Source organism: Pseudomonas sp. GW821-FHT03C07, from assembly GCF_059420925.1.
Genome location: NZ_JBWKUQ010000001.1, coordinates 1 through 26,803, shown reverse-complemented (window position 1 = coordinate 26,803; position 26,803 = coordinate 1). Strand labels below are relative to the sequence as shown.

At 54.2% G+C, this 26,803-nt stretch carries 20 protein-coding genes; 11 read left to right on the top strand and 9 right to left on the bottom strand.

The window, feature by feature from the left end; translation table 11 throughout:
- Positions 1 to 563: 563 nt before the first annotated feature.
- Genes AC07VG_RS00100 through AC07VG_RS00090 form a run of 3 tightly spaced genes read right to left on the bottom strand, consistent with a single transcriptional unit; the run spans position 564 to position 6,080 of the window.
- Positions 564 to 3,572, bottom strand: a complete 3,009-nt coding sequence (locus AC07VG_RS00100) for an AAA family ATPase (RefSeq protein ID WP_495020232.1) — start codon at positions 3,570 to 3,572, stop codon at positions 564 to 566.
- Positions 3,569 to 4,168 carry an ABC-three component system middle component 1 gene (locus tag AC07VG_RS00095; RefSeq protein ID WP_495020231.1) on the bottom strand — a complete coding sequence of 200 codons (600 nt, stop codon included), beginning with the start codon at positions 4,166 to 4,168 and terminating at the stop codon, positions 3,569 to 3,571. Before AC07VG_RS00095 ends, AC07VG_RS00100 begins: the two co-directional genes overlap by 4 nt.
- A 1-nt stretch (position 4,169) precedes the next feature.
- Positions 4,170 to 6,080, bottom strand: a complete 1,911-nt coding sequence (locus AC07VG_RS00090; protein WP_495020230.1) for an ABC-three component system protein — start codon at positions 6,078 to 6,080, stop codon at positions 4,170 to 4,172.
- A 584-nt stretch (positions 6,081 to 6,664) separates the two neighbouring features.
- On the opposite strand from AC07VG_RS00090, the gene AC07VG_RS00085 reads away from it, so the two are divergent.
- The 4 genes from AC07VG_RS00085 to AC07VG_RS00070 all read left to right on the top strand — a co-directional run bounded on the left by AC07VG_RS00085 (position 6,665) and on the right by AC07VG_RS00070 (position 9,806).
- Positions 6,665 to 7,054 carry a TauD/TfdA family dioxygenase gene (locus AC07VG_RS00085; protein WP_495020229.1) on the top strand — a complete coding sequence of 130 codons (390 nt, stop codon included), beginning with the start codon at positions 6,665 to 6,667 and terminating at the stop codon, positions 7,052 to 7,054.
- Complete coding sequence (locus AC07VG_RS00080; RefSeq protein WP_495020228.1) at positions 7,047 to 8,024, top strand: hypothetical protein; 978 nt, start codon at positions 7,047 to 7,049, stop codon at positions 8,022 to 8,024. The genes AC07VG_RS00085 and AC07VG_RS00080 overlap by 8 nt, the downstream gene beginning before the upstream one ends.
- A gap of 180 nt (positions 8,025 to 8,204) precedes the next feature.
- Positions 8,205 to 9,173, top strand: coding sequence for a hypothetical protein (locus AC07VG_RS00075; RefSeq protein ID WP_495020227.1), 969 nt, complete (start codon positions 8,205 to 8,207; stop codon positions 9,171 to 9,173).
- Between the two features lie 258 nt (positions 9,174 to 9,431).
- The gene (locus AC07VG_RS00070) at positions 9,432 to 9,806 is read left to right on the top strand and encodes a helix-turn-helix domain-containing protein (RefSeq protein WP_495020226.1); all 375 of its coding nucleotides are present in this window, start codon (positions 9,432 to 9,434) and stop codon (positions 9,804 to 9,806) included.
- Positions 9,807 to 10,247: 441 nt separating this feature from the next.
- Here AC07VG_RS00070 and AC07VG_RS00065 read toward each other — a convergent pair whose 3' ends face one another.
- From AC07VG_RS00065 to AC07VG_RS00045, 5 genes are all read right to left on the bottom strand, one after another.
- Positions 10,248 to 12,362, bottom strand: a complete 2,115-nt coding sequence (locus tag AC07VG_RS00065; protein WP_495020225.1) for a hypothetical protein — start codon at positions 12,360 to 12,362, stop codon at positions 10,248 to 10,250.
- Complete coding sequence (locus tag AC07VG_RS00060) at positions 12,349 to 13,866, bottom strand: tyrosine-type recombinase/integrase (RefSeq protein ID WP_495020224.1); 1,518 nt, start codon at positions 13,864 to 13,866, stop codon at positions 12,349 to 12,351. The genes AC07VG_RS00065 and AC07VG_RS00060 overlap by 14 nt, the downstream gene beginning before the upstream one ends.
- A gap of 11 nt (positions 13,867 to 13,877) precedes the next feature.
- Positions 13,878 to 15,131: a tyrosine-type recombinase/integrase gene (locus AC07VG_RS00055; protein WP_495020223.1), complete on the bottom strand. Its 1,254-nt coding sequence runs from the start codon at positions 15,129 to 15,131 to the stop codon at positions 13,878 to 13,880.
- Positions 15,132 to 15,525: 394 nt separating this feature from the next.
- On the bottom strand, positions 15,526 to 15,885 hold the full coding sequence (locus AC07VG_RS00050; protein ID WP_495020222.1) for a hypothetical protein: 360 nt from the start codon (positions 15,883 to 15,885) through the stop codon (positions 15,526 to 15,528).
- Positions 15,886 to 16,018: 133 nt separating this feature from the next.
- Complete coding sequence (locus AC07VG_RS00045) at positions 16,019 to 16,246, bottom strand: phage/plasmid replication domain-containing protein (RefSeq protein ID WP_495020221.1); 228 nt, start codon at positions 16,244 to 16,246, stop codon at positions 16,019 to 16,021.
- Positions 16,247 to 18,200: 1,954 nt separating this feature from the next.
- On the opposite strand from AC07VG_RS00045, the gene AC07VG_RS00040 reads away from it, so the two are divergent.
- The 7 genes from AC07VG_RS00040 (at position 18,201) to AC07VG_RS00010 (ending at position 26,320) form a co-directional block, all read left to right on the top strand.
- Positions 18,201 to 19,271, top strand: a complete 1,071-nt coding sequence (locus AC07VG_RS00040) for an alkene reductase (protein WP_495020220.1) — start codon at positions 18,201 to 18,203, stop codon at positions 19,269 to 19,271.
- Between the two features lie 11 nt (positions 19,272 to 19,282).
- Positions 19,283 to 20,119 carry a pirin family protein gene (locus tag AC07VG_RS00035; protein ID WP_495020219.1) on the top strand — a complete coding sequence of 279 codons (837 nt, stop codon included), beginning with the start codon at positions 19,283 to 19,285 and terminating at the stop codon, positions 20,117 to 20,119.
- Between the two features lie 63 nt (positions 20,120 to 20,182).
- Positions 20,183 to 20,767: an isochorismatase family protein gene (locus AC07VG_RS00030; RefSeq protein WP_495020218.1), complete on the top strand. Its 585-nt coding sequence runs from the start codon at positions 20,183 to 20,185 to the stop codon at positions 20,765 to 20,767.
- Positions 20,768 to 20,926: 159 nt separating this feature from the next.
- Positions 20,927 to 22,432 (top strand): efflux transporter outer membrane subunit, encoded by a 1,506-nt coding sequence (locus tag AC07VG_RS00025; RefSeq protein WP_495020217.1) that lies wholly within the window; start codon positions 20,927 to 20,929, stop codon positions 22,430 to 22,432.
- A 4-nt stretch (positions 22,433 to 22,436) separates the two neighbouring features.
- The gene (locus AC07VG_RS00020) at positions 22,437 to 23,624 is read left to right on the top strand and encodes an HlyD family secretion protein (RefSeq protein ID WP_495020216.1); all 1,188 of its coding nucleotides are present in this window, start codon (positions 22,437 to 22,439) and stop codon (positions 23,622 to 23,624) included.
- Between the two features lie 10 nt (positions 23,625 to 23,634).
- The gene (locus tag AC07VG_RS00015) at positions 23,635 to 25,155 is read left to right on the top strand and encodes an MFS transporter (RefSeq protein WP_495020215.1); all 1,521 of its coding nucleotides are present in this window, start codon (positions 23,635 to 23,637) and stop codon (positions 25,153 to 25,155) included.
- 46 nt (positions 25,156 to 25,201) lie between these two features.
- Positions 25,202 to 26,320, top strand: a complete 1,119-nt coding sequence (locus AC07VG_RS00010) for an FAD-dependent monooxygenase (RefSeq protein ID WP_495020214.1) — start codon at positions 25,202 to 25,204, stop codon at positions 26,318 to 26,320.
- Positions 26,321 to 26,383: 63 nt separating this feature from the next.
- On the opposite strand, the gene AC07VG_RS00005 is transcribed toward AC07VG_RS00010, so the two are convergent.
- Positions 26,384 to 26,803, bottom strand: a 420-nt coding sequence (locus tag AC07VG_RS00005) for an isochorismatase family protein (protein WP_495020213.1), incomplete at its 5' end; no start/stop codon positions are given.

Here is a 26,803-nt window from a genome sequence, read left to right as displayed (position 1 = left end):
CCAGCGTAGTTGTCTTGGCGCTTGCAGGATCAATGTAGGATGTTCGCACGCTTACCCAAGGCTATTTCAGTCGGTTGATCAACACCATCGTCGATCACATACTTCGTTGCGTACATGTACGTCCGGCTTTGCTCGTCGTGTATGAGTTCGATCGTACACCAAGGGCATCCCAATGATGAGCTGCCTCAGTTGAGATGAACGATCCTTCGTTCACGGATTCAGGTTTGCGCACAAGATTATGCTCCAGTGGTTCCGTGACTGTCACTCCACGGTGCAGTGGGTGAGCGACATACGCGATCGGTGCGATCAAAGGCTGTGGGGTGAGTTCGGCTCGTCCATGGCCATCGGTACGTGCTTTGAATGTCTTCCCATTACCATTGACCAAGCACACCTCAGCCGCTGCCGCCGGCCGACCATCGCTATCGATCACCTCAAACACGTAGCTGCGGGCTTGGGGCGCTGATACAGACTGCGCCGTCGAGATGGTAAAAGCCTGATCCAACGCATTCTGTAGTGCATCGGCGGTCTCTAGCTGCGATTGCTGGAGCAATAGCGACTCTTCGCTACTCACTCACCATCACATTGCTTCTGCCTGGCCATGGGGCCTCCGACGCGGTCACTCCATCAGGGGTTGGAACAAGTGACCATATGCGCGCCTCGATCCCGTCGTTCTGCAGTTTACGCATAAAGTATCGGGCCTGAAGAGCGTCATGGGTTGCAATCACGACTTGGAAACCATGATCGACGATGTAATCACGAAGGACATCGAATACCGACGCTGCATGTACCAGATCATGATGCTGGGTTGGGTCGTCTAGAAGCAGACCGCGCCAAGAAGACCACTGATGATCCAGGGCCATTGACAGCAGGAACGTCAGCTGCAAATCCGTTAGCTGAGCTTCACTGGCTATCGCCGGTACCGGGACTAATTCCCCGTGGAGCGGCACCGACACTTCAGCACGCTCCTTTCTATAGAGGCTACGAAAATCCAGATTCGTCCCGGTGAAACGCTGCTCTCTAACCACTCGCCTCAAGAGCGCCTGCCACCGCGGTACTACGGCGAGTACGTGTTTTTGAACATTAGCGATTTCGGAGGATAGGTACTGATTGAGCTTGTCCATCGCATCGGATAGCAGTGACAGACGCTTCTGGCTCGATTGTTCTTTCTCCACTCGCTGACGAAGATTGGCGGTGAACTCATCCTCCGACAACTCGCCGCGTCGGCGGTCCAGGAGACCCTGGGCCAGGCGCGCCTGCTCCAATTTGCTCCAGGCACCAATCTCGATTTTGATCGTTTGTAGCGTTTCTGAGTGTCGAGCCAGCTCAGTGACGGAGGACTGCAACTGAGCCTCACGACTGCTAGCAACCTCGGCAGTTGGATCGCCGGGAAACGATAACTGGCGCCAGGAAGCTCGGACAGTCGCGAGTCGAGATTGGGCATCGGACAGCTGGGTTTCCAGGTCAGATACACTATTCGTCACGTCGGTCAGTTGAATCTGCTGCCGATTCAATGCGGATTGCTCGGCCGTCACCTTGGCGCTTAGGTCTGCGATCTGATTCGCATTTTGGTTTTGCGCCAAGGACAGCTCTTCCAGCGTTTGTGCTGGCGGAGCGTCTGCGGTGATTGCCGCCAATGCCGCGATAGCCTGCTCAAGCCTGCTGCCGGCCTCTGATCGGCCCTGCCGCGCGGTGTCCAATGCACGAACAGCCGAATCGTAGGCGTTTCTGGTCTGATCAAAGGCCTCGGGGGCTAGCGGGGGCGCAAGATTGCGCTGCTTCTCGTCGAGCTGAAGCTTGGCGGAAGCATTTGCATCTTCGCGACGTCGGATCGACTCTTTCGCGAGGGGTACCGTATCGCCGCCGAGCAGAACGTTGGTTCTGAGATCGTCTACGTCCGCCAGCAGGCTGGCCTGCTGGTATTCCAGCTCAACAATCCTACCCTTGCATGCTCTCAATTCTGCTTCGGCGTGTGCTACCGCCTCGGTACATTCACGTAAAGCATCGGTGGCCTTCTTGACGCGTCGTTCGGCGTCGACGACATTGGGGTCGATAGCCTCCAAAGCCTTGGCGACACGTGCATGAAGGATTACTGCGCCGTGCTCTTCGCCACATAGGGGGCAGTCACCGCGATCGCTGGGCAGGTGGGCGGCGATGGACGCAACGGCTTGCCGTATTGAATCAGCGGCCGAGGTCAAGGTCTCGTGATGGCTCTTCGCGGCCAGCTCCTCACCTTCAGCGGCCACCCTTGCCGAAACAGCGATTCGCAGCTGTTCTTGAAGGACATCCTCTTGTGCCTCTTCACCGCTGATGGAGCCCGTAACCTCCGCAACGTGCTGAAGCGTCTGCTCCCAGCGCTCCAGGAGTTGATGAGCGGTGAGAAGGTCAGCGTCTATCTGTAGCAACGCCTTGCGTTGCCTATTGATGAGGTCATGTTGGACGCCGAGTTGCTCATTGCCTTCATGCTCGCTACGCAAGGTGGAGGCCAAGGATTCAGCGCTGGTCAGAGTCTTGTCAGCGGTCTCCAGTACCTGCTTGCGTTGATCGACCGCCTCTTTGGCCTGGCTCTCATTCACGTGCCGATTGAGCTGCTGACCGATAGCATCACGCTCACCTTCTGCAGCGACCAACTCCTGCTGGAGTCGCTCATGATTGGCAGCGACTAGGGCGCGATCTTGCTTCTTCTGTGCAAGCTCCTGCGTAACAGTGATGAGATCGTTACCAAGCTGCTCTGAACGTGCTTGCTCAGACACGAACCGGCCTATGAGCCCGTCAACCTCAGCCAGCGCCGTGATCTGATCACGAAGTCGGTCTAGCTTGGTTTGTACCAATTGCTCCAACGCATCATGCACCGTTTCCAAGCCATCCTGGCCCAGCGGCGGAACCAGTAGGCCTGCGGGCAACTGCTCGAAGCTCTGCGCCTGGCGCGCGATATCCGAAATGGATTCAGCGATGTTTTCTTTGCTACGAAGTGCGCCTTGAGACTGAGAAGCTGCCAGATCCCGGTCAAGGGTCAAGCTTTGCCATTCACCAAATTCTGTTTCGAGTGTTTCGAGTGCGCTCTTGGCTTGTTTCAGTTGCTCAGTGAGCGCGCGGCGAATGCCGCCAAGGGCAGAGCTCACCTGGGTGCCATCTTTGCCAATCGGCAACCGGGCCAACTGAGAGCCTGCAACTTTGGCATCTGCCTTTACCAGCCATTCCCCTTCGCGCTGATCAAGCAGATGGGTAAGCCTCAGCAGAAACGGAATGTCCTCAGGGTTTGTATCTGGAAAAAGAGGGCTAAGGTCGCCCGTTCTTTCAACGTCACCAATTTTGCTCACCTGAGCAGAGGCTTGCACATCACCGAAATCCAGGCTCACTCGAGCCATGGCTTGAGTGTCTCGAATGATTGGGGAAAGATTTTCGCCGAGTCGGGAGATCTTGCCGGTGAGACCGAACTCTATGGCTTCGAAGATCGCCGTCTTTCCGGTGCCATTGGGCGCAAGGAGAATGGTTGCACCGCGGCTAAGCTCAATCGTGGTGTCGGCGCCAAACCTGCGGATGTTGGAAAGCGTAATGGACTTCAGCTGTTTCATTGGGAGTCCTCTTCACCAAACGCTGCAACCTTCAGGGCTTCAGCGATATCACCGCCTGATTTTCCAGACAACAGTAATTCTCGCCACGTTTCGAGATGCGGCACCACCCAGGAATGCGCCAGGCCCAGTGAGCCCAGGGACGCTAGCAGTGGATCACTGATGTTGTCTGAGCTACCGGCGGGCGAAAGGGTCGCCAAGAAACTACGGTCTAGAAAGGAGCCGACGTCTTCCTGCTCTCTGACCACTATCTTTCTGCAGAAGCGATCGTCCGTCTCGAGGCGAGCTGCATCTTCTGACGCAATGCCTTCGATGAGCATGAACATGTAGAGGTCGGCTGTTTGCGGCTCCGCAAGCATGTCACGGACATCCGCTGCCCACCGAAATGCGCTTTGGATTTTTGCCGAATCGAAGGGAAAGGCTGCGATCAACACAGTCCGCCAGCCCGCACCTTCCTGATTGACCCGTTTGAGCTGCACTGTAGTAGAGTCGATCTCGATCGACGGCGAAGCCAGTTCAAACGTATCGGACGAGAAAACTTCATAGCGACCTTCGGCACGCTTTGAGATGGCTGCAACCATCTCCGGGATTGTTAGCATTTCAGAGTCCTTTCGCGTTTGTCTCGATGGCTGACTCGCGGGCGAGCAGTCGATCTTGCCATTGCTTAGTGAAGTGTTGTCGCACAGAGGCCAGGTTCCCCCTACGCAGATGATTAAACGCCCCAGACCGGGTGACGAGCAGGTGCGGCTGGCGCTCTGCCGCCATGCTGGTAGCTGCCTCGGCGTCGTCAGCCATCCCTATGTTCAACAGCTCTGAGGGGGAGGCGCTCACGCCTGACAGGATTACGACCGGAGCAGGAGAAGGGCCGATAACCGTCATCAAAGGATCGTCAGACAGCTCACGGACTTCTGGAGCGCTGCCTGCGGGGCCAGACCAGTACTTAAGCGCGATGCTCAGCACCTGCCCACAATCCGGGAAGGACGCCCAGCCGGTGCCGCTTCCACCGACCCCAACCGCAACCAGCAACAGAATTTCAACGGCGGTGACCAGCAGGTCTAAGGTGCGGGGGCCGAGGCGAAGCGCGTGCTTCGCGTTTTTCCCTTCCGTTTCCGGGTACAGAAGCTGTTCCAGAAATTTTCGGCGGTTCTCGGGATTCTTGGCGAATCCGTCCAACCATTCCAGCCAAACCGCTTCCATGGCGTCAGCGAGGGCCGGATCAGTAATGGCCGTGAGCTTTTCAGAGACACCTTGGATGAGGCGTTGCCACACCAAGTCGTCCATGGCGTTTGCGAGCGCTTCAGCTTCCGCTCGGACAGCGCCTTGTGTCTTGAATTCATGATCCAGCGCGCACGCAAGACGCTCAGGGTTTTCGAGCCACGGGAGGTTGCTCAGGTCGCTCTCCGCGCAACCGAACGTGTGCCCGATTTCATGGCCGACGTTACCGCGCCACGTCGGTACGCCTAGCATTAGACTCTGACTGCCATTGGGCAGGTGCAAAGCCATGCGCAGTATTGCTGATGGAAGAGTGAGATTTGCTCCGATGGAGGGCGTGTATGGAGCGTATATCCTGAGCTTCCGGTTCCCAGGTTCAGTGCTCCACATGTGCTCCACAACCCCCTGCGCAGATCGGGGAGCCACCCCACTAAGATCATGGGTACCAGCGAACGACCATGACCTGCCGGCAGGCAGAACTTCGTCGCCTAACAGATACTGTGCCCAGGTTTCGATATCTGGGCGAAGCTCGTCCTTGAGCTCTCGGACTACCGCATGGCATCCCAAAGCCGACACGTCAGATGTCTCGCCAGTGATGTACGTTATCAGCCGTTCAAGCGTCCGTTTCGGATCGGTAAAGTGCCGGCCAAGAGATTCAGCGGAGCGTTGCTCCAAGGTTGCATCGTTGCCAACGCAGACGATGGTTACTCGACGCAGGGTATCCCTGATCTGAGCCCAATCCTGGAACCCGCACCAGGTCGTGAGCCAAAGATAGGTTCGTTCGGTGGGGCCATCCTTGCGATTGGCAAGTTCGTCCAGATCAAGTCCGTCCAGGCGACACAGTTTGCACAACGCATCCAAATGGTCGACGGTGAGGTCTTTTTTGATCTTCAGATGTGCACCCACGAGGGTCAGCTGAAACTGACGGTCGGGGAGGGAACCGAAAGTGCCCAAGCCAGCGTGCTTAGCGAGGCTGGCGAATGCCGAGTCTATGACTGAGTCCGCTATGGGCTCAGTGCCGGCAGATGCACCTTTGGACGGCTTGGCCGGGTGTTTTGTCTTATCTGGATTCTTGGTGCAGAAATCACTGGCCTGGCGTTTGACCTGCAGATGCTCAAAGGAATCTGGGGAGTGGAGGATCACCACGTCATCCCACTCTTCGATACCGCCCTGTTCCGCTCCGATCGCGAGTGGAGCGCGCCTCCCATCAAGGAACTTCTCAAGCATGTCCGACAAACGTTGAGCAATGACCAGCCTCTCGTAATGAGACTTTTGCTCCAGCCGGAACCTTCTGATCATACCGACATCCCTTCACTTCATTGTTGTCCCGACCAGCTCCGCTGGCAGTGTGCCACATGCTACCATTCGAGATGACTTAGTGGCGTGCACCTTTGGATAGGATCGCCAAGCCAAGCGTGTCCGCATTTACCACTGTAGAGGCTTGCACGATATCCTGCGCTGAGCCGTTACTGCCGCAAATCATTTGGTATAGCGATGTCAGCAGATTCGCCATGCGAGCTGGTCTGTCACGGTTAAGTGGATGCTGACTTAAGGTGGATAATGTCCACCGTAAGGACACCGTTCAAGGATGTTAAGTGCTTGATCTAATAGAAGATGCCATATCGAGTTTGAGTTCGTGCGGTTGGGCCAGCTTCCACCTTCCACGCGCTAGACTCGAGGCGATGGAGAAAGCTGCGCTGACCATCGGCTATAGCCTCGGGCAGCCCTGCGCTTCGCGACGGCGCGGCCCATTAATTGACCATTTGGTTCCGACCAATAGACGAGCTGCTAACCCTCGCTCTCTCAGTGCCCGCTACGGTCTGAGCCATTTCCCCTGGCACACCGACGGAGCACACTGGAGTACGCCGCCGCGGTATCTAATCATGGGCTGCTTGGAGGCGAATCAGCAGACCGCTAACACACTCATCTGCGAAGGTCGCTCCTTCACCTCTTTGAACTCGGCGACAGCTCGCTCGTCGGTGTTCAGGATTACCAATGGCGGCAGTAGTTTCTACGCCGCGGCCCGGGCCGCCTCCGATCGCTACTACAGGTATGACCCCGGCTGTATGGCGCCTATGGATGTTGGTGCTCGGGAGATCATGCGCGCCTTACAACAAGAGAAGCCCGACGGCGAGCACAAGATTGATTGGTTTACCGGGAGGTTTTTGCTTCTTGATAACTGGCGCTTTCTACATCGCCGAACAGCTACAGTTGAAAACACGGAACGCAAGCTTCTAAGGCTGACGGTCATGGAGAGCTTTAACAATGCATAACGCAGGAAGCGGCGCGAAAAAATTACACAATGAAGTACCTCCAGCTATCTCAGCCGAGGCATTGTTGGGTAAGTCCCGGCTCTATGCATCACGGGCCCTACAGGCTAAAGGGTCAAAGGATTCTGAGGTCTACCAGATCTGGGCTGCGTTGGCACTAGAGCTTCTCGGGAAGGCGCAGTTAGCAGGCATTCACCCGTGCTTAGTAGTCGAAACAGAAAATACGAACAGCCTACTCGAGGCATGCGGCGTCGAGACTGATACTAAGGTCAAGACAATCAGCGCCCATGTGGTATTCGCTCGTTTAAAGCATACGGTCGAGAAATTCGGAACCCCGCATGCGGAGGCATGCAAGATAATTTCGTCTCGCAGGAACGCCGAGCTCCATTCCGGTCAGGCGGCATTCGCCGGTATGGGGGATAAAGACTGGGAGGGTCAGTTCTGGTCTACGGTCCAACTCATCCTGGCCTCAATGGATCTAGAGCTTGAAGACTGGGTCGGGAGCGACTCTAAAATCCCAGCCACCTTGGCTGACGACTTCCACACGATCAAGGTAGAGGCTGCGAAACAACGCATTGCGAATGCGCGCGCTGCCTTTGCAGCTCCTGAAGACAAGAAACGCAGCAAAAAAGATCTTGAGGAGCTTCGAGAGAGATCTCAAGCGTTCTACTGGTATACCTATCGGGATGCCTTCCGGTACCTTCTGGATAACTATTGGGATATCCCGTGCCCAGCCTGTAAGTGCAAAGGATTTCTGGGGGGAGATCGTGTCCACGAAGAAGTCATCGATCAAGATCACGAGAGCGGGTACGAAACCGTAGAGAGGTACTTCACTCCCGTGGAATTTTACTGTCCGTCCTGTGATTTGCGTTTGGATGGTGCCGAAGAAATGAAAGCAGCAGAATTCGAGGAAGAGTACATAGATCAGGACGAGCGAGAAATAGAGTACGAGCCCGACTACGGGAACGACTAGTGGCGTGGCCTGCTGGACAGACGTTAGATCTCGACCAACGTAACGAGCCTGATGAATTTGACTGATCAAGTTATAAGGCGCTGGAATTGTTACATATCTTTCAATACATCAGTACCTGGCCGATGAGCACTGTATTCTTGCAGTGCAAAGATCGATTTCATTAGAATTGGTGATGGCGACATGAGTAAAGAAATAGAAGCGCGACTTGAAGGCATTCATCACGAGCTAAGTGGTTCTGAAAGCGATATGTCCTACAATCGCCAAAAGTCTTTGAAATACCACGTACGTGGTATTAACCAAGGTTTGAACGAGTGGTTAAGAGCGCAAAGTCGCCAACAGGAGCAACGCAGCCAAAACTTGAAGATAGCCTTGGGCCTGCTCGGTTTCATCGGCCTCATGCTAGCTATCACTCGCGCCGCTGGCAGCGATATCGAGTGGGTAAGGGAACACACTCTGGCTTTTCGGTTGTGGGGCGTAGCCCTGTGCACAATGTTTGTTGGTGTATCCCTAGAGCGCTCCGCAATTGTGAAGTCGCTCTGGGGCTTTACTGTCACCAAACTTCTCGTATCTATAGTGCTGTCTTGCGTAGTTATTTACGCGAGAGGCAAAGCGGCCGGCTATATCAATGGTGTATTTCATGTAGATGCGTCAGCACTGCCCATAACGCTGGTTTATATAACAGGGCTGATGGTATTTAAGCTGTTGCTTCCATTTGTGTTTGCGATAACCATAACCCTTTTTATTGTTCATCTCTTTACCGCAATCGGCTGGCTAAAGGATAAGCTCACTGGCAAGCAAGATGAACTGCCGCCGCTGTACTCATTGCTGTCCGTTTTTGTATCTGGGGTTATTCTTTTTTATGGATGGAATTGGTCCAGCGGACAGCTGAGCGACTCCCGCGTGCCCGAGAAGGTATACTTGATGGCGCACGCCTTAGACTTTAATCAGTCACACGAATGCGCCAACATAGACGCCAATAAACCAGTAGTTTTCCTCGGAAACGCTCAAGAGTCAGTGTTGGTAGCGCCGTATAAGCTGGAAAATATAGACTTTGCCACCGTCTTTGAAGGGTCTGTAATTGTGCCCAAAAACTTCACTCGACAAAAGTGCTACTACGGTATCGGGAGTAATACAAAATTCACCGAATAATAGCGATAAGCCAGCATCTTTTGTGCAGCCATAAGCTTACAAGGCGCTACTCGCTTGGAATGGTAGACGGCAAATAACGGCAGCATTTAAAGGCCGTTAAGATTATGCCATGGTAAGTATTTGTAAGTACTGGCTTTGAGCAGAACCATAAGAAATGACGGCTTAAATAGTGATGAGGGTTATAATTTTTCAAATTCGAACCCGAGCATTAGGTCTGCTGATGCCGGGGTTCGACTTAACAATGAGGATACTAGTGCCATGACAATGAAGCGTGACAGTACAGAGGTGGCAGGGGTTAAAGGTGAGTCTGCTAAAGAATGCATGAGTGACACACTCAAGATTGAAAATTCCTATGAAAGTATTTGGGATGCGATCGAATCTAATGCAGGAGAGGCTGCAATTATGAGAGTCCGTTCGACGCTCCTCATGACCCTCGTAATCCATGTGCGAAATTGGAATATTACCCCTTCGCAAGCAGCGAAAAGGCTAAATATTACTACCACCCTAATGAAAGAAATTTTGCAGGGAAATATCAATGCATTTACAACTGAAAATTTGGTTGCGCTATGTGATACTGCTGGTTTTGTAGTAAGTGTAGATGTATCGGTTAAACCTACGGTTTCTACCGGATAAACACACCAATATAATTATATTGCTAGCAAGGCTTATCTTCTCTGTTACGCAAGGGGGCTAGTACATCCTCTACATCCAGCCCTTTGAGAAGACAGTTGTTTACAATTACGGACAGCGCTTCATATAGGTTATCTCGTTGCCTAATCAACGAAGCGTTCTCTACTTGTAATTTAGAAATACGTTCTTCGAGGCTCCTGCGACGGCGCGCACCGTCTAGATCTCTTCCACTTTCTTTCAATTGTACTATACGGGCAGACTCGATTCGCCTCCCGCGATCACCTACTAGGGTGGCGCGGCTCGTCAGGCCCAGTCGACGCTGCACTTCTGTGCGTGAAATAGGCGCGAACTGCAACCCTAAACTAATCATTTGAGCGAGTAGGGCGTCGATCGCCTCATCCAAGCTGCGCCCCCTCAAGGTCTGTAGTTGCGCCATGGTCGCCTCTAATCATCCGAAACTGAACTGTGCCGTTTGTCTGTGTCCGCAACAGTCATTGGATGACCATTTGGAAACACGCGCTGCACACGTACACTGGTATCGCGTGCGAGGACGTTTTTTAGATTGTTGAGCTTGTCCTCCTGGTCTGCTAGCCAAACATCGCTGCCTGCCTCTCCGGCGCCGACATCGCGCATGACGGCAATTGCCTTCGTCAAATGCTCAGCCTGACTCTCAAGGTTGGCCCGCTCCGATGGAGTTCCCATCAGATGCAGGTGCGAGCAGCCATTCCAGCACTGAAGATGTTTAGGGCAGGGCGCTTGCGAGAAATCATGAATGCAACCACCAAAGGGGGTCACATGTAGCGCCGTTGCATGTACGGTAAGAAACGCCTCCGCAGTGACTATGCCTTTCTCTAACAAGAGCGAATGATAGCTATTGGTCAAAGCGCCTTGAATGCGTTTTTCTCTTATGCCTGTATGTAAGAAATCAATCCGCTCGTAGTAACTACTGAAAGCTAAGAAGTCTTGATGAGTAGCGGTGTTTTCTTCTATGGTCGAGTGTTGGTAATAAACGTTCTGGTCGAGGCGTTTTCGCCCCAACGCTAATGCTTGCTGAACATCGCTCATTCCGGTCAGATGGTAGATAGTGTTCCGCCAGTGTCGCGGTTGGTGGCTAGTTAGTCGAATCGGAGCCCCGTTGGACTCGGTTAATGACCTGCGCGAAAAAATGGATGAGCGCGAGTCATCGTGGCCTAATGCGTTATTGATATCCATCAGGGTAACTCGACGCGGGACCGCACGAAATACATTTGCTTCACGTCCGCCGAATCGAAATTGGCCATCGAAAGCAATTGCCAGCGTTTCGCTGGTTCTAAGTAGTGTACGAGATGCTCCCCCGATATTTTCAGTTAGCACTATGTGGCCACGGAGCTTGGGAGCTATCAATCGTTCAATCTCACCCGCGACGTAGCGTCGGCTTATCGGTTTTCCTCGCCTTTTACTTGACTCATCGTCGTATGGATGAATTCCGTTGCGTTTTAGGAAGAGGTATAGGTTTCCGTATTTGCTGATTTTTCCATTAAATCCTAGCCACTCTAAAACTAATGCCTCGGAGATCACTGATTCAGGGGGATAATTCCAGACCCGCCCCAGGTGGTTTTCTTGCCATTTCGCAATTTCTCGTTGTTCTATAGTCAGCTCCTTCAGTCGTTGAACTGCCCGCCTAGCTAATGGGGTATCACTCTCAGCAAACCAGTGGACACGAGATTGAAATTGTTTTTCTGCGAAGTATCTGATTCCGCATTCAACAAGAGGATTACCGTGTGTATCGTAAACAATTTCGCCCGCTGCCCCTTTGATCGGCCTTTCAACCCAACAATCATAGGGGATCAGTGCAACTTCATTACCTCGTTGCCCAGTTGCGATCAGTAGATCGATCACTCGTAACAGGATTTCCTCTCCGTCAGTAATCGGGTTATTCGAACATAGGGCATACGCATCCATCGCCTCACGAGAGGGCAATTTATCATCAAATGTACGCTGTTTTACTGTACGATCTGTATCGTGTAGCGAGACATAGTTATGTCGGGATTTCTCTGGTTTCGCATCGCTCTCAAAATGGATAGCAAGCTCGGTTAATTCAAGCTTATCAATAGTATCTGAGATCACCCTTAGATGAGAGGTCGCGTCATAGACGTTTTTGTAGCCGCTCTCACGGAGAAACCCTACGACGCGTTCAAAGTCACCGCGCGTTAATAGTGTAGGGTCCGTTATACCCCGCTCAAATAAAGGGTTGTACAGGCGCCGGGCGGCGGTATTGTAAGCGGTCACCATCGAAAATTTCAGATTCCGGGTGCGCTGTAAATATACGACTAGAGCTTTACAAAAGTTCTGAAAGTCTAGGGGGAGGGCAGCTTTAGGGGGAGCAGGATAACCGTTCTGCTCAAGCGATTGTCGGTGCGTTTCAAAGGTTATTGCTTGTTGGTTTTGGCGATGCGGTAACCAGCGTTCGACCGACCATTGTGATGACTTCCAGGGCATAGAAATTGGTAGCGACTCAAAAAGCGCTTGCTCTTGCTTAATGAAGCTTTCAAGGCTCTGCCTTGCCCTAGACGGCGTCATCAGCGTGCTCCTCCGTGTACTGCCTGCAACGCTCGATGGTAGCACTCACAGCCTGTATGGTTGCCTGATGCTGGCTCAAGGGTCGATTGTGACTGAGGTCACCCGTTTGCTCTGCTACGTCAATAAACCGTTGAACCTCCCTCTGCAGAGCCTCTTTTACCTGCTCATGACGACCGTTAGCAAACGGGTGAAATTTTCTGCAGGTATAGCAGGCATAAACAGGATTGTAGGGACAGTGGGTATCTATCGGGAGCGCGCAGGCGCCAATATCTCCAATGTACTGCGTGTCAATCACTCCACGGATTGCTCTTTCGGACGCCGTGTTATCACGTTGCACAACTTCTCCAGTCAGAAGACTAAGCATAATTTTTTGATACGTAGAACTCTTACCGAGTGCTTTTTCTTTGATTCGGGCAATATTGGGAGTGGCTGTTATATACGCACGTGCTGCAACTGTGCTGTTGTGCCCGAGTAGTTCGGCGATCAGTTCTGCTGGTGTTCCTTGATCCGCCAACCCCTGTCCTAAGTGATGGCGCAGCAACATGGACACTTGATTCGGCTTGTCTATTCCAGCTTTCTGCAACTCATCTTTAAGGTACGAACCGATTTCAGGCACTGATAGACGCCTACCGGTTGTATTGACAAACAGTGGAACTCCGTTATTAAAGCGTCGCTGAATCTCAGAAATATGCCTTGCGATTTTAGCCCCTAACTGAGCCGTTATTTTACGGGGGCGTCGCTCAGGGCGACGTTGGCCGATTTTTTTAGCCATGGGCAACCAAATGGTAAAGTAGCTCTCATGCTTAGCACTCTCGATGAGTTCGAAATTCGCAATATCGAGAGAGTGCAATTGAATTGAGCGCGGCCCTAATTCAAAACTCAGGTGAAGCATAATGTTGGCCTGGAGCTCGGCCCAGTCATCCGACTGGACATCGCGTTCAATACGTTTAAGTAGCCGAATTTCCTCATCAAGCTCTAAGCCAGACTGCGAGAGAAAAATCCGAGCATACGGGTCAACCCGCTCTGATTTTACATCCTTGATTTTGAGATAGGTCCTTGAATCAAAACCTTTAATTCCTCTATCAACTGCCCAGCGATAAAATCTGCGGAATCCGATTAGATTTTGCCTAGACCGTTTGAATCCATTTAATTCAACGATTAAATCTTGATAATCCCAAGGAAAGTAACGGGCTAGATTTGTGCTTGACAAATAAGCAAGAGACCTTACAAGCATGGATGCTGTCTGGGGAGCATATTTTTCTAACGCATACGCCATAAAGCCTTTGGCGATATCATTGAGCTCTGGAATCAAGTCAAGCGCGGCCCAGTCAATTTTCAGTGCGACTCCACCGTCGTACCACGTCCAAACCGTCAGCCGGGTATCGACATATCGCGGCTGATCATTAGTACGTGTTCGAATAGAAACCTGAGCGGGTCCTTTGAACATATAACGCTCAGAAGAGGAGGAGGGTGAAGCGTGTTCTTGATCGGCCGATTTGGTCACCGTGAACCTCCTTAACTGTCGAGTCGGCCCCAGGCTGCCGAGGCGCGCTTGGCATTGTGAAGATTGGCCGACTCAGCTAGGTAACGACCTGCATAACGGAGTGGCATCGTCGAGGTTTCAGACCAGCCGCAGACTCGTCGGAGTTCGTCCGTTGCCCGCTCCAAATCATGCCCACGCTTCTCGACCAGGTAAGCCAAAAAACGATCGGCAAACGTGTGGCGAAAGTCATGCGCGGAAAGTGTAGACAATAATCCTGGATGAGCTAGCTCAATGGTCAGAAAAAGCCGATCAAGGACGTTAGACAATGCGCGGATCGACAGCGGGCGACCCCGGTCAGAGATGAACAAATAGCGGTACAGTAACTTCATGGGTTTGCCGCCACGCAGAGGACGCCGTTCGCTCTGGATATAGCGCTCGTAGACCTCATACAATTGTGCAGAGATACCTATCGTCCGTCCGTGTGATTTCAGCGCAGGCTCTTCAGCGCGCGGGTCGCCTGGGTCATGTTCGCGATCATTGATGCTGACATAGGCATGCTGAGAACCCTGATTGATATCCGTGGTGTAGAGCTTCAGGAGCTCTCCGCGACGGATACCCGTCTCTAGCAGCAACTCAATCATTAGCCAATTGCGCAACTGCAGTCGTTCAGGAAACGGATTCTCCGGGGCGCCTGGACAAATTAGTGTGCGAATGATCTGGAGTTGCGTATCTGTCAGGCTGCGGTAACGAGTGCGGTCGGGACGAGCATTGATGATATGACTCTCAAAGCGCCGTTCAATGACGTCGGCGACATCTGCAAATACAACCTCAATGTTAGCTAGGATGGTCGAGTTCTGACGGGCGCGCGGGATATAACGGGTGACGCACCAGGACAGATACTGCTTCAGCAACCGTAGGTACTGGTCACGGGTACGCGGATCGATCTGCGGAAAAGGTGCCGTTGTAGCTTTGCCGATTCGGGCGACCAGATTATCGGCTTGACGGCCGCTTTGGAGCCAGATGGCGTAACCGTCTAGTAAAGCCAGAACCGCCTCAAAGTGGCATGCCAAGATTTCCTCATCGATATCCAGATCTCGGCTTTTGGCATAGGCGTAGAAAGCCTGGATCGCGCGCAGATGGGCCGCAGCCGTGTTGTAAGCGCGGTACCTCAGTTTGAGCTGGACGTAGATGAACGGAACGAGCTTGGGCAATGGTGCCGCCTGACCATCCTCCACAAGTAGCGGCACGCGCTGACCGGAAGAGAAACGGCTCTGAACCAGCTTCACAGGAAGGTCCTCATTCAAAGGCTTGCCATGAACATTTAGTACATGGCCCGTTGAGAGAGTGGACGTCAGAAGCGGTTTTGTCGAATCAGCGGCTTAGGCAGCTCATGAACAGAACTGACATAGCACCTTGTTTAACATAATATACATTATGCGAAGCCTCTCATGCAGGCTTGTGAGCGCTGCCTCGCAGAATTCGACCCTACGTTACGGTACGCAGACCTCTACAGCACGATGACAGCCTATGACGGTTCCGCGCTCTGAACCGAGCCGCTTGTCACCGTCATAGGCATCAAACACCCAGCAGCATCGAGCGACGGTCTGAGCAAGCTCAGAAGCGTTCGCTCGATGCTTCTCAGAGGGAACGACAAACGCCAAATAACAGAAAACAAGTTGCTCATGACAGGACCTCAAGAACCGTCAGATTAGTAATATCCATGTAGTAAGGATGGCCGCCATCAGCATCTTGCAAAAGCAGACTGGTTTCTATTGCGTGCTCAATACTACCCAGGGTAACCGCCAAAACCGTGGATTCAACAATGGACGACCCTAGAACGAGCGAGTCATCACCAGCGTTAAAACCATGGACAATCTGAGCGTTACGGATGCGCTTACCCATTAAAGCCAAGGGATGAAGGCCACCTTCACCTCTAAACGAACATGATATTTTTTCAAGTTCAGGTATGGTGAACAGGCCCAAATGGAAAGCAGCAGGACCTGCTACAGCATGATTTTCAGTAGAATTGAACATAGCCATTTGCGATCTCCTAATTAGATCGTTTTTGGTGGCTGCGCTGGAGAGCGGCAACTCTTCAGCGCAGCATCTAACCCCTAATGGGTTGGATTAGTTAAATTCGAGGCATGTGGCAAAATGCCAATAAATTCAATATTCAAGCTTTGCCAGGAAAGATAATCTCTCCGGTAAAGGGTTTGGCAATATCAATACCAAGCTTACGTAAACGAGCACGATTTACCTTTACAGCACTTTTTTGCAAATCAAAGACCTGCCCTTCCATCCACTTAACGACGTAAATCAGCGCCGCATTTGCAGATGCATCACTAGTCACAATACCCTCAGAAAGAAGGCGAGCATGGATGTCAAGAAGCTTTATTGGCATAAGAAAAATCGCTTAAATTCGGTATGACATGCCGTACTATCCATAAGAAAAACCAGGCTGTCAACAAGCCCGGAAAAATCCTTCAAAAAACAGCAAAAAGGGTGCTCCTCCATACCAAAGTGGGGGTGTAACAGCACCCCCACCCGCTTCGCTCCAAAATCGCAGGAGGCGACATGCTCGCAAAATGGGTTTTCATCCTGTTAATCGACGGGAAGGTCTCAGAGACGCAAATGCTGCCATCTGAGGGGCAATGCCAGATCGAGCTGGTAAAAGTCGTCCCACGCCTCAGAGCGCAAGGTATAAACGCCCTGGGAGCGTGCTACATCAGGACGACGGGCTAAGAAACCGGACCTACCGGGACCTGACCTACGATGTCGCTATACGTCACGGGACCGAGTTGCTGAGCAGCAGATCCGCGGCGTGGAAAAAGCGGTTTGACCAGCACGCGGGCTGATTGCCCAGGGATACAAACGGCGCGCACGCAAAAGAAACGCTCGGTGATCCGGCGATCGCTGGGGGTTTTTCGTTTGGCGGGCTACCGGCCGGCGTTGCCGAGTATCGGCGCGGATGTTAATTGGCCTGGCTGACGAACGAGTGGCGCCTAATGCCCTGCGGGCAGGTCGAGGTATGACTACAAATGGTGCAAAAAAATAGCATCGCATAATGCACGTTATGGCTAAATTCAGCGGCATGAGCTACGCGATTATCATGCCACTAAATTCGGCGATTACGCCGCTAAAGTACCATAACGTTCGTCGAATTATGCGAAGCCTAGGATGCAGACTTGTGAGCGCTGCTGTCGTTATCACTTCAAAAACAGAAAAATCATCTTAAAAAAATAATCTCGTAAAATCATAGGCCTAGAGCTCTCGGAAGTAATCGTGTAAAAAAATTGGAAGTAATCGTGTAAATCAAGCTTTTCGCCTCACGTTCACGGAATTGCTTACAGATCACTTGGCCGACAATCATCAGCGCGCTACAGGCTCTGGCGCAGCCTTTGTAGCCGTCATCGTGGGTGATTTTACGTCATGAGCGGCGAATCCAGAAATGTCGCCCTTGATGAGCGCGATCGCGCACCGTATGCGGATTCGCCTATTCGTTTGATTAAAGGAGTTTTTTGGGACCAGCTCGCTCGTTTACGGCATTACTTACGCGGCAGGTCCATCCGAAAGCACGTCGCTGTGTGAAATCTGCAGCGCTCAGCATGGAAGTTTGTGCACAGATTTCACGGATCGCTATACACAGAACAGCCCAACACCCGCTAATTTACGTGCAGATGGAGTTTTACTACCATCCGATACCCTGGTAGCTCGTCAGAGTTAGGCTGGATGAAAGCTTAGTAAAAAGCCTGTCCGGCACCGTTGTTAACCACAATTTTGACTTGTTAACTACGGTAGTTAACAAGTCAAAAAACAAGTTTACAAAGTGGTACTGAACCTGCGTGTTAACCTTGGTTTGTCTAGCTCGTCTGGGAATTCAAAAGTCCGTATCGCTATTCGAACTGTGTGGTTTGCCGGTTGAAATGGTTGCCCCTATTATCACTCGTATGACGCGGATTTCAGCCGACCTGGCGTTACCTTGGAGCCCCGGATAGATCTTTAGCCCCCTTGATTCCAAATCAGCCACCGCAGCACCCGTTTCTCTTACCCACCCCATTCAATATGACTCTAATCAGCGCGTTCAATTACCGTTGTAGTTAATAGACCATTCTATGACCTTACATAAGCATGCACCTGCGATGCATTCAGTAAGGCTACCTATCCCAACCCGCCCTCCTCCTATTTTCTTACTTCATCCTCCCATCCTGAAGGTTCAACTTAATTTGACTGAACGTAATCATGGAGTCCGTTAGAGATATTACTCCATCAGTGGATCAGTCATTTCAATTTTACCCGGTTTATCCCGGATCCGGATTGATCAATGATGGCTCCAATCACCACTGAGGAGCCCCGCAATGAATTCTCTCTTTTCCCAAGTCAAAATCAGTCGCTATTCCCTGTCCAACCGCATGGTCATGGCCCCGATGACGCGTTCGCGTTCCGACGATGACGGCGTGCCAAGCGAGCTGGTTGCGATTTACTACGCCCAGCGTGCCAGCGCCGGCCTGATCATCAGTGAAGGTGTGTTCCCCGTTGCGATGGGTAAGGGCTATGTCCGCACCCCAGGCATCGAAACCGCCGAGCAGGTCGCTGCCTGGAAGCAGGTCACCGAGGCCGTGCATGCCCGCGGCGGGCGAATTTTCATGCAGTTGATGCACAGCGGACGTATTTCGCACCCTTCGCTGCTGCCGAATGGTGCCCTGCCACACGCCCCCTCCGCGATCAAACCCGCCGGCCAAACCTGGACCGCGATGGGCCTTCAGGATTTCGTCACCCCCCATGCGCTGAGCGTGGTTGAGATTGCCGCGGTTATCGAGGGCTACCGGCAGGCGGCGCGGCTGGCCATCGAGGCCGGTTTCGACGGTGTCGAGTTGCATGCCGCGTCGGGCTACCTGCCTGAACAGTTTCTCTCGACGGGCAGCAATCAGCGCACGGATGAGTACGGAGGATCGGTTGAAAACCGTGTGCGTTTTGTACTGGATGTGCTGGCCGCTATCTCGACGGAAATCGGTGGCGACCGGGTGGGTCTCAAGATCTCCCCTGAAATGAATTTCAACGACATCGTCGATGCCAACCCGCAACAAACCTACACCTACCTGGTCGAGCAACTGCGCGGGCTGAATCTCGCTTATCTGCACGTTGCCCTGTTCGGAGCCAGCATCGACTACCACGCCGTGTTGCGTCCACTGTTCGACGGCAGCTATTTGATCGGTGGCGGACTCGATCAACGCTCCGCCGAATCCCTGATCGCTGAGGGTCAAGCAGACGCGGCGGTGTTTGGCAGCGCCTTCCTCGCCAACCCCGATCTGCCCGAGCGCTTTCGTACAGGCGCCGAGCTGAATGTTCCGAACAAGGACACGTTCTACGCACCGGGCGCGCAAGGCTATATCGACTACCCTGCCTTGCCCGCAGCGCAACGCGTCTGAGGAGCACAGCCATGTTACCCATCGTCCGTTTGCAGCGCATGAATCACGGCAGTCAGTTCCGGGCCTTCAGCCTGCGTGGCAATCAGTTCGACAAGCCTATCGACCCCTTCCTCGCGGTCGATCATGCCTGGATGAGTGGGCCGACGTTTCCGCCCCACCCGCATGCAGGGTTTTCGGCGGTGTCCTACCTGTTTCTTGATTCCGAGACCGGGATTGATAACCGGGACGCGCTGGGCAACCGCAACCTGATTCAACCCGGTGGGCTGCATTGGACGGCGGCGGGTAAAGGTGTCGTGCACGAGGAGGTGCCGGCCGAGCCGGGCAAGACGGTGCACATGCTGCAGATTTTTATCAACCTGCCGCAGGAACGCCAGGCAGACGCTCCGTTTGCGCTCAGTCTCGAAGCCCAGGATGTGCCTGTGGTGCGGTTGCCCGGGATCAAGGTGCGCGTACCACTGGGCAGCTTCGCCCAGGTGTCGTCGCCCTTGTCGGTGCCCACCGAAGTGAGCGTGCTGGACATCTCACTTGAGGACGGTGCTGAAGTCAGCGTCCCGATCCCCGAAGGCCATGTTGCGTTCGTAATGCCGATTGACGGCGAAGTGTTGATCGATGGCCACCCCTTCAACCTTGTCGAACCCGCACTGCCGGTGAATCTGCCGCAGAGCGAGGAGCGCATCGTCACGTTGCGTGCGAACAAGGGCAACGCCAAGGCCGCGCTGTTTTCGGGTGTCCCGCTGAATCAACCAGTGTATTGGCAAGGGCCGCTGGCGCTTGCCTCTTCAGAGGCGCTGGCCGAAGCGATTGACGGCTACCAACATGGTGCGTTCGGAAAGCTGCAACCGCGTTGAATGATCGAAACAGTCCCAACCCCGGGGCATCAGTGCCCCAACCTTAGAGCCAGGAGAATCATCATGACGTACGAAAAATTCAGTGCCGAGAATGCCGCCCTGCTGTTGATCGATCACCAAGTCGGCACCATGAGCTGGGTGAAATCCATTCCCTTCGAAGAACTCAAACGCAACGCGCTGATGCTCGCCAAAGCGGCCAGCATTCTGAAGCTTCCAGTGGTTCTGACCTCCAGCATGGAGCAGTACGCGCAGGGGCCGCTGCTGAGTGAACTAGAGCAGATCCTCCCTGCCGAATTCGCTGACCGCATCCAACGCCTGGGCATCGTCAACGCCATGGACGACGAACACTTCGCCGCCGCCGTTAAAGCGACTGGCCGTAAAAAACTGATCATTGCCGGTGTCACCAATGACGTCTGCACGGTCTACCCGGCCCTGAGCCTGGTGCGCGACGGCTATGAAGTTCAGGTGGTGGCCGATGGCGGCGGCTCACCGACCGTGATGGCCGATGACATCGCCCTGCGCCGGATGGACAAGGGCGGCGTGACGCTGACCACCACCAACCAGTTGATTGCAGAACTTGCCGGCAGCTGGGCGACGCCAGAAGGCGGGCAGTTGGTGCAGGTGCTGATGGAAGCGCTGCAAGGTTAAGGATGTTGCTGGCTGGCAGGACTCAATTTCCGGCTCTTCCAGCCAGCGACGCCGGATCAAATTGGCACCCAACCACACATATCCAGGAGATGGGTCGCTACGTTCAGTGTCATGGCAAATATCACGTAGCCCGCTTATCCGAGCCAGAGAATATCGTTCATGAACAGTCCCAAATCACAGGGAACAACGGATGTGCAATCCACCTATCGGCTCGCTCTGCGAGCGTCATTGGCGATGATACTGGCCCTGCTCGCCGGATGTTCCTTCAGCGACCTGAAGCCGAAGTCGCATCTGCTCGCGCCCACTGATGTCAGCGAGACACTGGCCGACAGTGCAGTCACGCTGTCCCCGGCGGTCTGGCCCACTGAAAACTGGTGGACCAGCTTCAAAGACCCGCAACTCGATGCTCTGATCAAGGAGGCCTTGGCAGGCAACCCTACCCTGCGATCAGCGGCGGCGCGAGTGCGTCAGGCCAGCGCTCTAGAAGCTATCGAAGGGGCCCAGTTACTGCCTCATGTCGATGCAACAATGAGCACGACCCGCGAGCGATTCAGCTCCAACGGCACGACACCTGCGCCGGCGAAGGGCACTTGGCAGAACGTCGATCAGGCCACCTTGAATGTGGGTTATGAGCTGGACTTTTGGGGCAAAAACCGCTCGGCCATTGAAGCGGCCGTAGGCCGTCGACATGCACTTGAAGTCGATGAGCGTGCGGCGGCACTTATGCTGTCTGCATCGATTGTGCAGGCCTACATTGCATTGCAGAACAGCTACGAGCAACAGGATGTGGCCCAAACGCTGTTGGCTCAGCAAGAGCAAATCGAGAAACTGACCCAGCAGCGATTTGCGGCTGAATTGGATACTCAGATCGATATCAAGCAGTCCCAAGCCGCCCTGCCCGCCAATCGAGCCAATATTGCCGCGCTGAAGGAATCGATCGAGCTCAACCAAAACAAACTGGCTTCCTTGCTGGGCAAGGGACCTGACCGGGGACGGACGATCACAAGACCCCATCTTCAGTCCAGCGATACCGTGGCACTGCCGACCAACCTCCCAGCCGAGCTGATTGGTCATCGCCCAGACGTCGTTGCGCAACGTTGGCGCGTCGAAGCCTCGGGCCATGAAATTGAGGTAGCAAAAGCTCGCTTCTATCCCGACGTTAACCTGACGTCCTTCATCGGTATGCAAAGTCTTGGCTTTGACACCTTCAGCGAACGCAGCAGCCGCATAGTGGGATTCGCACCTGCGATAAGCCTGCCGATCTTCGAGGGTGGTCGATTGCGCGGGAACCTGGACGCCCAGGACGCCGTTTACGATCTGGCCGTCGAAAACTACAACCAGACGGTTATCGATGCCTTACGCGATATCGCTGACCAGTTGTCCTCCCTGCGTTGGTTAAAAGAACGCCTGGCCCAGCAGAATGAAGCGGTAGCCACTGCACAGGCCGCCGCCGACCTGGTGAACAAACGGTACGCAGCGGGACTGGCAACCTATCTGCAGGTACTGGCGACTGAAAATTCAACGTTGGCCGAAAAACGCCAACTGGTATATCTGAAATCGAGAGCACTTTCCCTTCAGGCGAACCTGAGCCGGGCTTTGGGGGGCGGCTACTCGCCCGAAATCCCGGAGTCCGACAACGCCACTCCCTCCTTGGCAGCTAAATGACGTTATGACTACTACGCCCTCCCCAGCCGCCACCACTCAGCCGCGAGCCTTGTATCGCCCCACATTGCTTCTGACCCTGGCCATAGTCCTTCTGGTCGTTGCCTTGTGTGCTGGCTACCTGCTGAGACTGAATTCCGAATCCACCGATGATGCCTATGTCGACGGCAACGTTGTTCAGGTGACCTCACAAGTCAGCGGTACCGTGACGGCAATCAGCGGCGACAATACCGATCATGTCGATACCAACTCGCCATTGGTGACATTGAACGCCGTGGATGCCGAAATCCAGTATGAGCGCGCTAAGTCGAACCTGGCCCGTGCGGTTCGTCAGGCACGCACCCAGTATTATCAGGTCCAGCAACTTCAGGCTGAAGTGGACCAGCGTCAAAACGACGTGCGCAAGGCGCAGGACGATGTGCGTCGACGCAGCCAACTTGCTGCCAGTGGTGCAGTTTCTCGTGAAGAGATCAGTCACACCGCAGACATACTCAAAAATGCAATCGCTGGGCTTGAAGGCACCAAACACGCCCTCGCCGTTCGGCTCGCGATGGTCGACGACACCACTCTTCGTACTCACCCGGATGTGCTGGTGGCAGCAAGCAACCTGCGTGATGCTTACATCGCTTTGCATCGGACCCAAATCTATTCACCGGTTGCAGGCGTAATCACCAAACGCACTGTGCAGGTCGGACAAAAAATCAATCCGGGCGTCGCGCTGATGTCGGTAGTGCCTGGTGATCAAGTCTGGGTCAATGCCAATTTCAAGGAATCGCAGATTGAAGACTTGCGCATTGGCCAACCCGTTGAGCTGCGTGCGGATGCCTACAGCCGCAGCGTCATATTCCACGGGACCATTATCGGCCTGGATGCCGGTACTGGCAGTGCTTTCTCCTTGCTACCGGCCCAGAACGCTACTGGAAACTGGATCAAGGTGACCCAACGGGTGCCGGTAAGGATCGCTTTACGGCCGCAGGAAGTAGCACAAAACCCCTTGCGCCTGGGTTTGTCCATGCGGGTTTCGGTCGACACCGCCGATCGTAATGGCCCCCTCCTGAACAAGACCGTTGCACAGCAACCGGTTTACAGCACCGAGATTTTCAAGAATGAACTTCAGGACGCCAATGAAGTTGTGGAGCGCGTGATCAGTGCCAATGAGGGTAGTGACCATGACCCCAAAAACCTGAAATTTTGACGGGGGGATCATGTACAGAAAACACGCCGCTCTGTTGTTCACTGTAGGCTTGCTCTGTGCGCTGGAGTATTTGCAGGCTGGCATGATTGCTTTTGCCTCTGCACCGATTCGCGGCGAAATCGAGGCCAGCCCCGAAGAATTCAGTCTGGTTGCCGCCCTGTATGCCTGTATCGCTGTGGTGGTGATTTCGAAACAGCACTGGTTGACGGAGCGTCTGGGCTGGCGCAATTTCATGCTCGGCTCAATCAGCACTTTCGTGATGGGCGCTTTCGTGTGTGGTGTGAGCGTTGATTTGACCAGTTTCACCGTAGGCCGAGTCGTCATGGCCCTGGGTGGGGCCTCGTTCATGACTTCGGCACGCCTCATGATCAACCTGCTTCCCCCTGGCCCAGGCCGGTTTACGGGAATCAAAGTATTTGCCACCGGGCTCGCTGGTGGGACGGCGGCGGCGCCTTTTATCTCGTCGTTGGTGGTTGCCGAAAATACCTGGCATGCAATCTTCTGGATACTGATCGCCGGCGCTCTGGTTGCAGCAGCACTTTGCGTGCGTTTTCTGCCCACGAGCCCTACCCCTGAGGAGGACCGAACCCCCTCAAGCCTGGCAAACATTCTCTTGTTGTCGGTCAGTAGTTTCTTTCTGCTCTACATTTTACAGCGGTCCTACTACGACTTTTATAACGACACCTTCATCCTCGTCGGTTGCGCACTCTTGGCAGCACTGGGCGTGTACAGCTTCTTCCACGCCGAACACAACAAGGCAAAGCCCTTCCTGAAGGTCAGAGACTTGATGCAGCCTCGTTACCTCCAGGGCGTGGCGCTGTTTTGCTACGCCTACGTTGTACTGGGCGCCAATAACTACATCTTGCCGTACTTCCTGCAAACAGGACTGGGCTACTCCTGGGATACCATCGGTACATTCCAGGCCATCGGACTGACTGGCACTCTTGCCACCTGGGTCATCATGTCCACTCTCCTTCCAAAGTACCCTGCCCCGAAGAAGTTCTTCATTCTGGGATTCATTGCACTGGGTGGCTTTGGCTGGCTGCTGTCCTCGCTGACGCCCAGCGCCAATATGTGGTCGAACATTCTGCCGGCATTGATTCTCAATGGCTGCTTTGTGATGTTGGTCATGTCGACGGCCGCGATGCAAACCTTTCGGGATGTGATGCAAGAGGAGAAGCTCTTCGCGCATGCCTACCAGATCAAAAACATGATGGGACAGATAGCCATGGCGATTGGCACCACGGCCGCCACACTGTTTCTGCAATGGCGCACTACCACGCAATACAACAACCTCAACGTGCATTTCAGCGCCAGCGACCCTCTCTATGTGGAGCAGACTCAACAGCTGGCGCAAGCACTGTCATCCGAAGTAGGTGCCACGACAGCGAATCAAATCTCGGTGGCAATGCACGCACAAATGCTGCAGCAGCAATCGACCTTGGTCGCCAGCGTGGAATACTTTTGGGTCGTGATCGGCGTGGCGATGATCGCGCTCATCATTTCAGTCACGCAGAAGACTTTTAGATGAACCGGAATATTTTCACGAATGTTGACGCTATGAGTGCTTACTCGCGATGAACGCCACCTCCCCGGAAATCATTATTGTCGGCGGATCCCTTGCCGGCCTCACGCTGGCGCTCGCCTGCGCGGCCAGGGGCGTGCCCGTTCGTGTCGTTGAGCGGTCTGTTGGTCGCGTGCACGGTGGAGACAGCCTGAGTATCGATCTGGAGCTGGTCGCGACGACGGTTGGCCATGATCCACGTGCTGCGCCCATTTTGCCCGTGGTCCCCGCTTATCGCGAACTGACGACCTGGCCCGCGCTTTACAACTGGCTACGGGAGCGGGTTGTCGCAACACCAGGCATCGTCCTCGAAGAAGGCAAAACCGTCACCTCGGTCGCAGACCTTGGCGATCAGGCAAAACTCTCCTTTACCGACGGAACGCAGCGGGTTGCCGCGGCAGTGATCGGTGCGGACGGCTATCGCAGCATCGTTCGCCAGGTGGTCACGCCAGATGCACCGCTTGCCCGCTACGCCGGTTATCTCGTGTGGCGTGGACTGGTCGAGGAGCGAATGCTCACGCGTCCCGTCTCTTGGCCGTCGGATGGAGGCCTATGGATTGAGTTCGTGGACGGATATCGTCTGGTTGCAGCAGTACTTCCTGGTCGCGACGGCTCGATGGAGCCAGGTCAGCGGCAAATCACATTCGCCTGGTTCGATGTGCATCAGGAAGCTTTGCTCCGTCGCACCAGCTGCCTGACTGCCGATGGCCACATCGTGGGCACACTTGGACGTGGGACGATCGATGAAGACGTCAGGTCTGGCTTGGTCGCCCTGGTCCCACAGGTCTGGCCTGCGACATGGGCGGAGGCGGTGACCGTCGGCGTGCGCTCAGTGAATGTATTGAGCGGGGCTCCGATTGCGGAGTACAAACCACAGCGGTTGGCGCGAGGTGCACTGGCCATCATCGGGGACGCTGCCCACGTCGTTTCACCGATGACCGGGCGAGGCTTCCTGACCGGCGTGGAAGATGCGGCGGTGCTGGCTCGAATGCTCGCAGATCGAGGCGCAGACGAACCCGTTGCCGCCGTGCTGGCCCGCTATGAGGAAACACGATTACCCTTCGTCCGCGGGCTGGTCAGCCATTCAAACCGGATCAGCGCCGAATATCTTCGCTATGCGGCAGCTTACTGATCTGGGAACCGTCGCGTTGCCCGAAGAGCCATGCACTTCGAGCAGCGCGACAGGATCGCAGTTTTACTGGATGCCGGCACCCAGGGCCGGGAATACGTCGGTGAACAACAAGCCAATCAGTTGCTGTCCGTTAGGTGTGGACCAATCCTGGCCGATTTCTGCCATGAGCGTATTGGTGGCGGTAAGCACGACGCCGGCATCGTGCATTCGTTGACGGGCGAACTCTTCGGAAAGATCGCTGGGCGAGCCCGAAGCATCCAGCACAGCCTGGACGGCAAAGCCTTCGAGCGCAGCATCGATTGCCGGAAAGATAAGACAAACATCGGTGGTCACACCGGCCATGATCAGATGCTTGCGCCCAGTGGCCAGCACCGCATTGCGGAAGTCGGCGTATTCCCAGGCATTAACCACACCGGGACGCTTGATCCGTGCCGCGTGCGCTTCCGGAAGCACCTTGGCGATTTCCGGGAGAATCGGGCCTTG

Excerpts from the sequence above, each read along its gene's own strand:
- AC07VG_RS00050 (WP_495020222.1), bottom strand. The coding sequence starts at position 15,885 with ATGGCTATGTTCAATTCTACTGAAAATCATGCTGTAGCAGGTCCTGCT.
- AC07VG_RS00040 (WP_495020220.1), top strand. The coding sequence starts at position 18,201 with ATGAATTCTCTCTTTTCCCAAGTCAAAATCAGTCGCTATTCCCTGTCC.
- AC07VG_RS00100 (WP_495020232.1), bottom strand. The coding sequence starts at position 3,572 with ATGAAACAGCTGAAGTCCATTACGCTTTCCAACATCCGCAGGTTTGGC.
- AC07VG_RS00070 (WP_495020226.1), top strand. The coding sequence starts at position 9,432 with ATGACAATGAAGCGTGACAGTACAGAGGTGGCAGGGGTTAAAGGTGAG.
- AC07VG_RS00090 (WP_495020230.1), bottom strand. The coding sequence starts at position 6,080 with ATGATCAGAAGGTTCCGGCTGGAGCAAAAGTCTCATTACGAGAGGCTG.
- AC07VG_RS00035 (WP_495020219.1), top strand. The coding sequence starts at position 19,283 with ATGTTACCCATCGTCCGTTTGCAGCGCATGAATCACGGCAGTCAGTTC.
- AC07VG_RS00020 (WP_495020216.1), top strand. The coding sequence starts at position 22,437 with ATGACTACTACGCCCTCCCCAGCCGCCACCACTCAGCCGCGAGCCTTG.
- AC07VG_RS00075 (WP_495020227.1), top strand. The coding sequence starts at position 8,205 with ATGAGTAAAGAAATAGAAGCGCGACTTGAAGGCATTCATCACGAGCTA.
- AC07VG_RS00015 (WP_495020215.1), top strand. The coding sequence starts at position 23,635 with ATGTACAGAAAACACGCCGCTCTGTTGTTCACTGTAGGCTTGCTCTGT.
- AC07VG_RS00085 (WP_495020229.1), top strand. The coding sequence starts at position 6,665 with ATGGGCTGCTTGGAGGCGAATCAGCAGACCGCTAACACACTCATCTGC.
- AC07VG_RS00080 (WP_495020228.1), top strand. The coding sequence starts at position 7,047 with ATGCATAACGCAGGAAGCGGCGCGAAAAAATTACACAATGAAGTACCT.
- AC07VG_RS00045 (WP_495020221.1), bottom strand. The coding sequence starts at position 16,246 with ATGCCAATAAAGCTTCTTGACATCCATGCTCGCCTTCTTTCTGAGGGT.
- AC07VG_RS00095 (WP_495020231.1), bottom strand. The coding sequence starts at position 4,168 with ATGCTAACAATCCCGGAGATGGTTGCAGCCATCTCAAAGCGTGCCGAA.
- AC07VG_RS00065 (WP_495020225.1), bottom strand. The coding sequence starts at position 12,362 with ATGACGCCGTCTAGGGCAAGGCAGAGCCTTGAAAGCTTCATTAAGCAA.
- AC07VG_RS00010 (WP_495020214.1), top strand. The coding sequence starts at position 25,202 with ATGAACGCCACCTCCCCGGAAATCATTATTGTCGGCGGATCCCTTGCC.
- AC07VG_RS00030 (WP_495020218.1), top strand. The coding sequence starts at position 20,183 with ATGACGTACGAAAAATTCAGTGCCGAGAATGCCGCCCTGCTGTTGATC.
- AC07VG_RS00025 (WP_495020217.1), top strand. The coding sequence starts at position 20,927 with ATGAACAGTCCCAAATCACAGGGAACAACGGATGTGCAATCCACCTAT.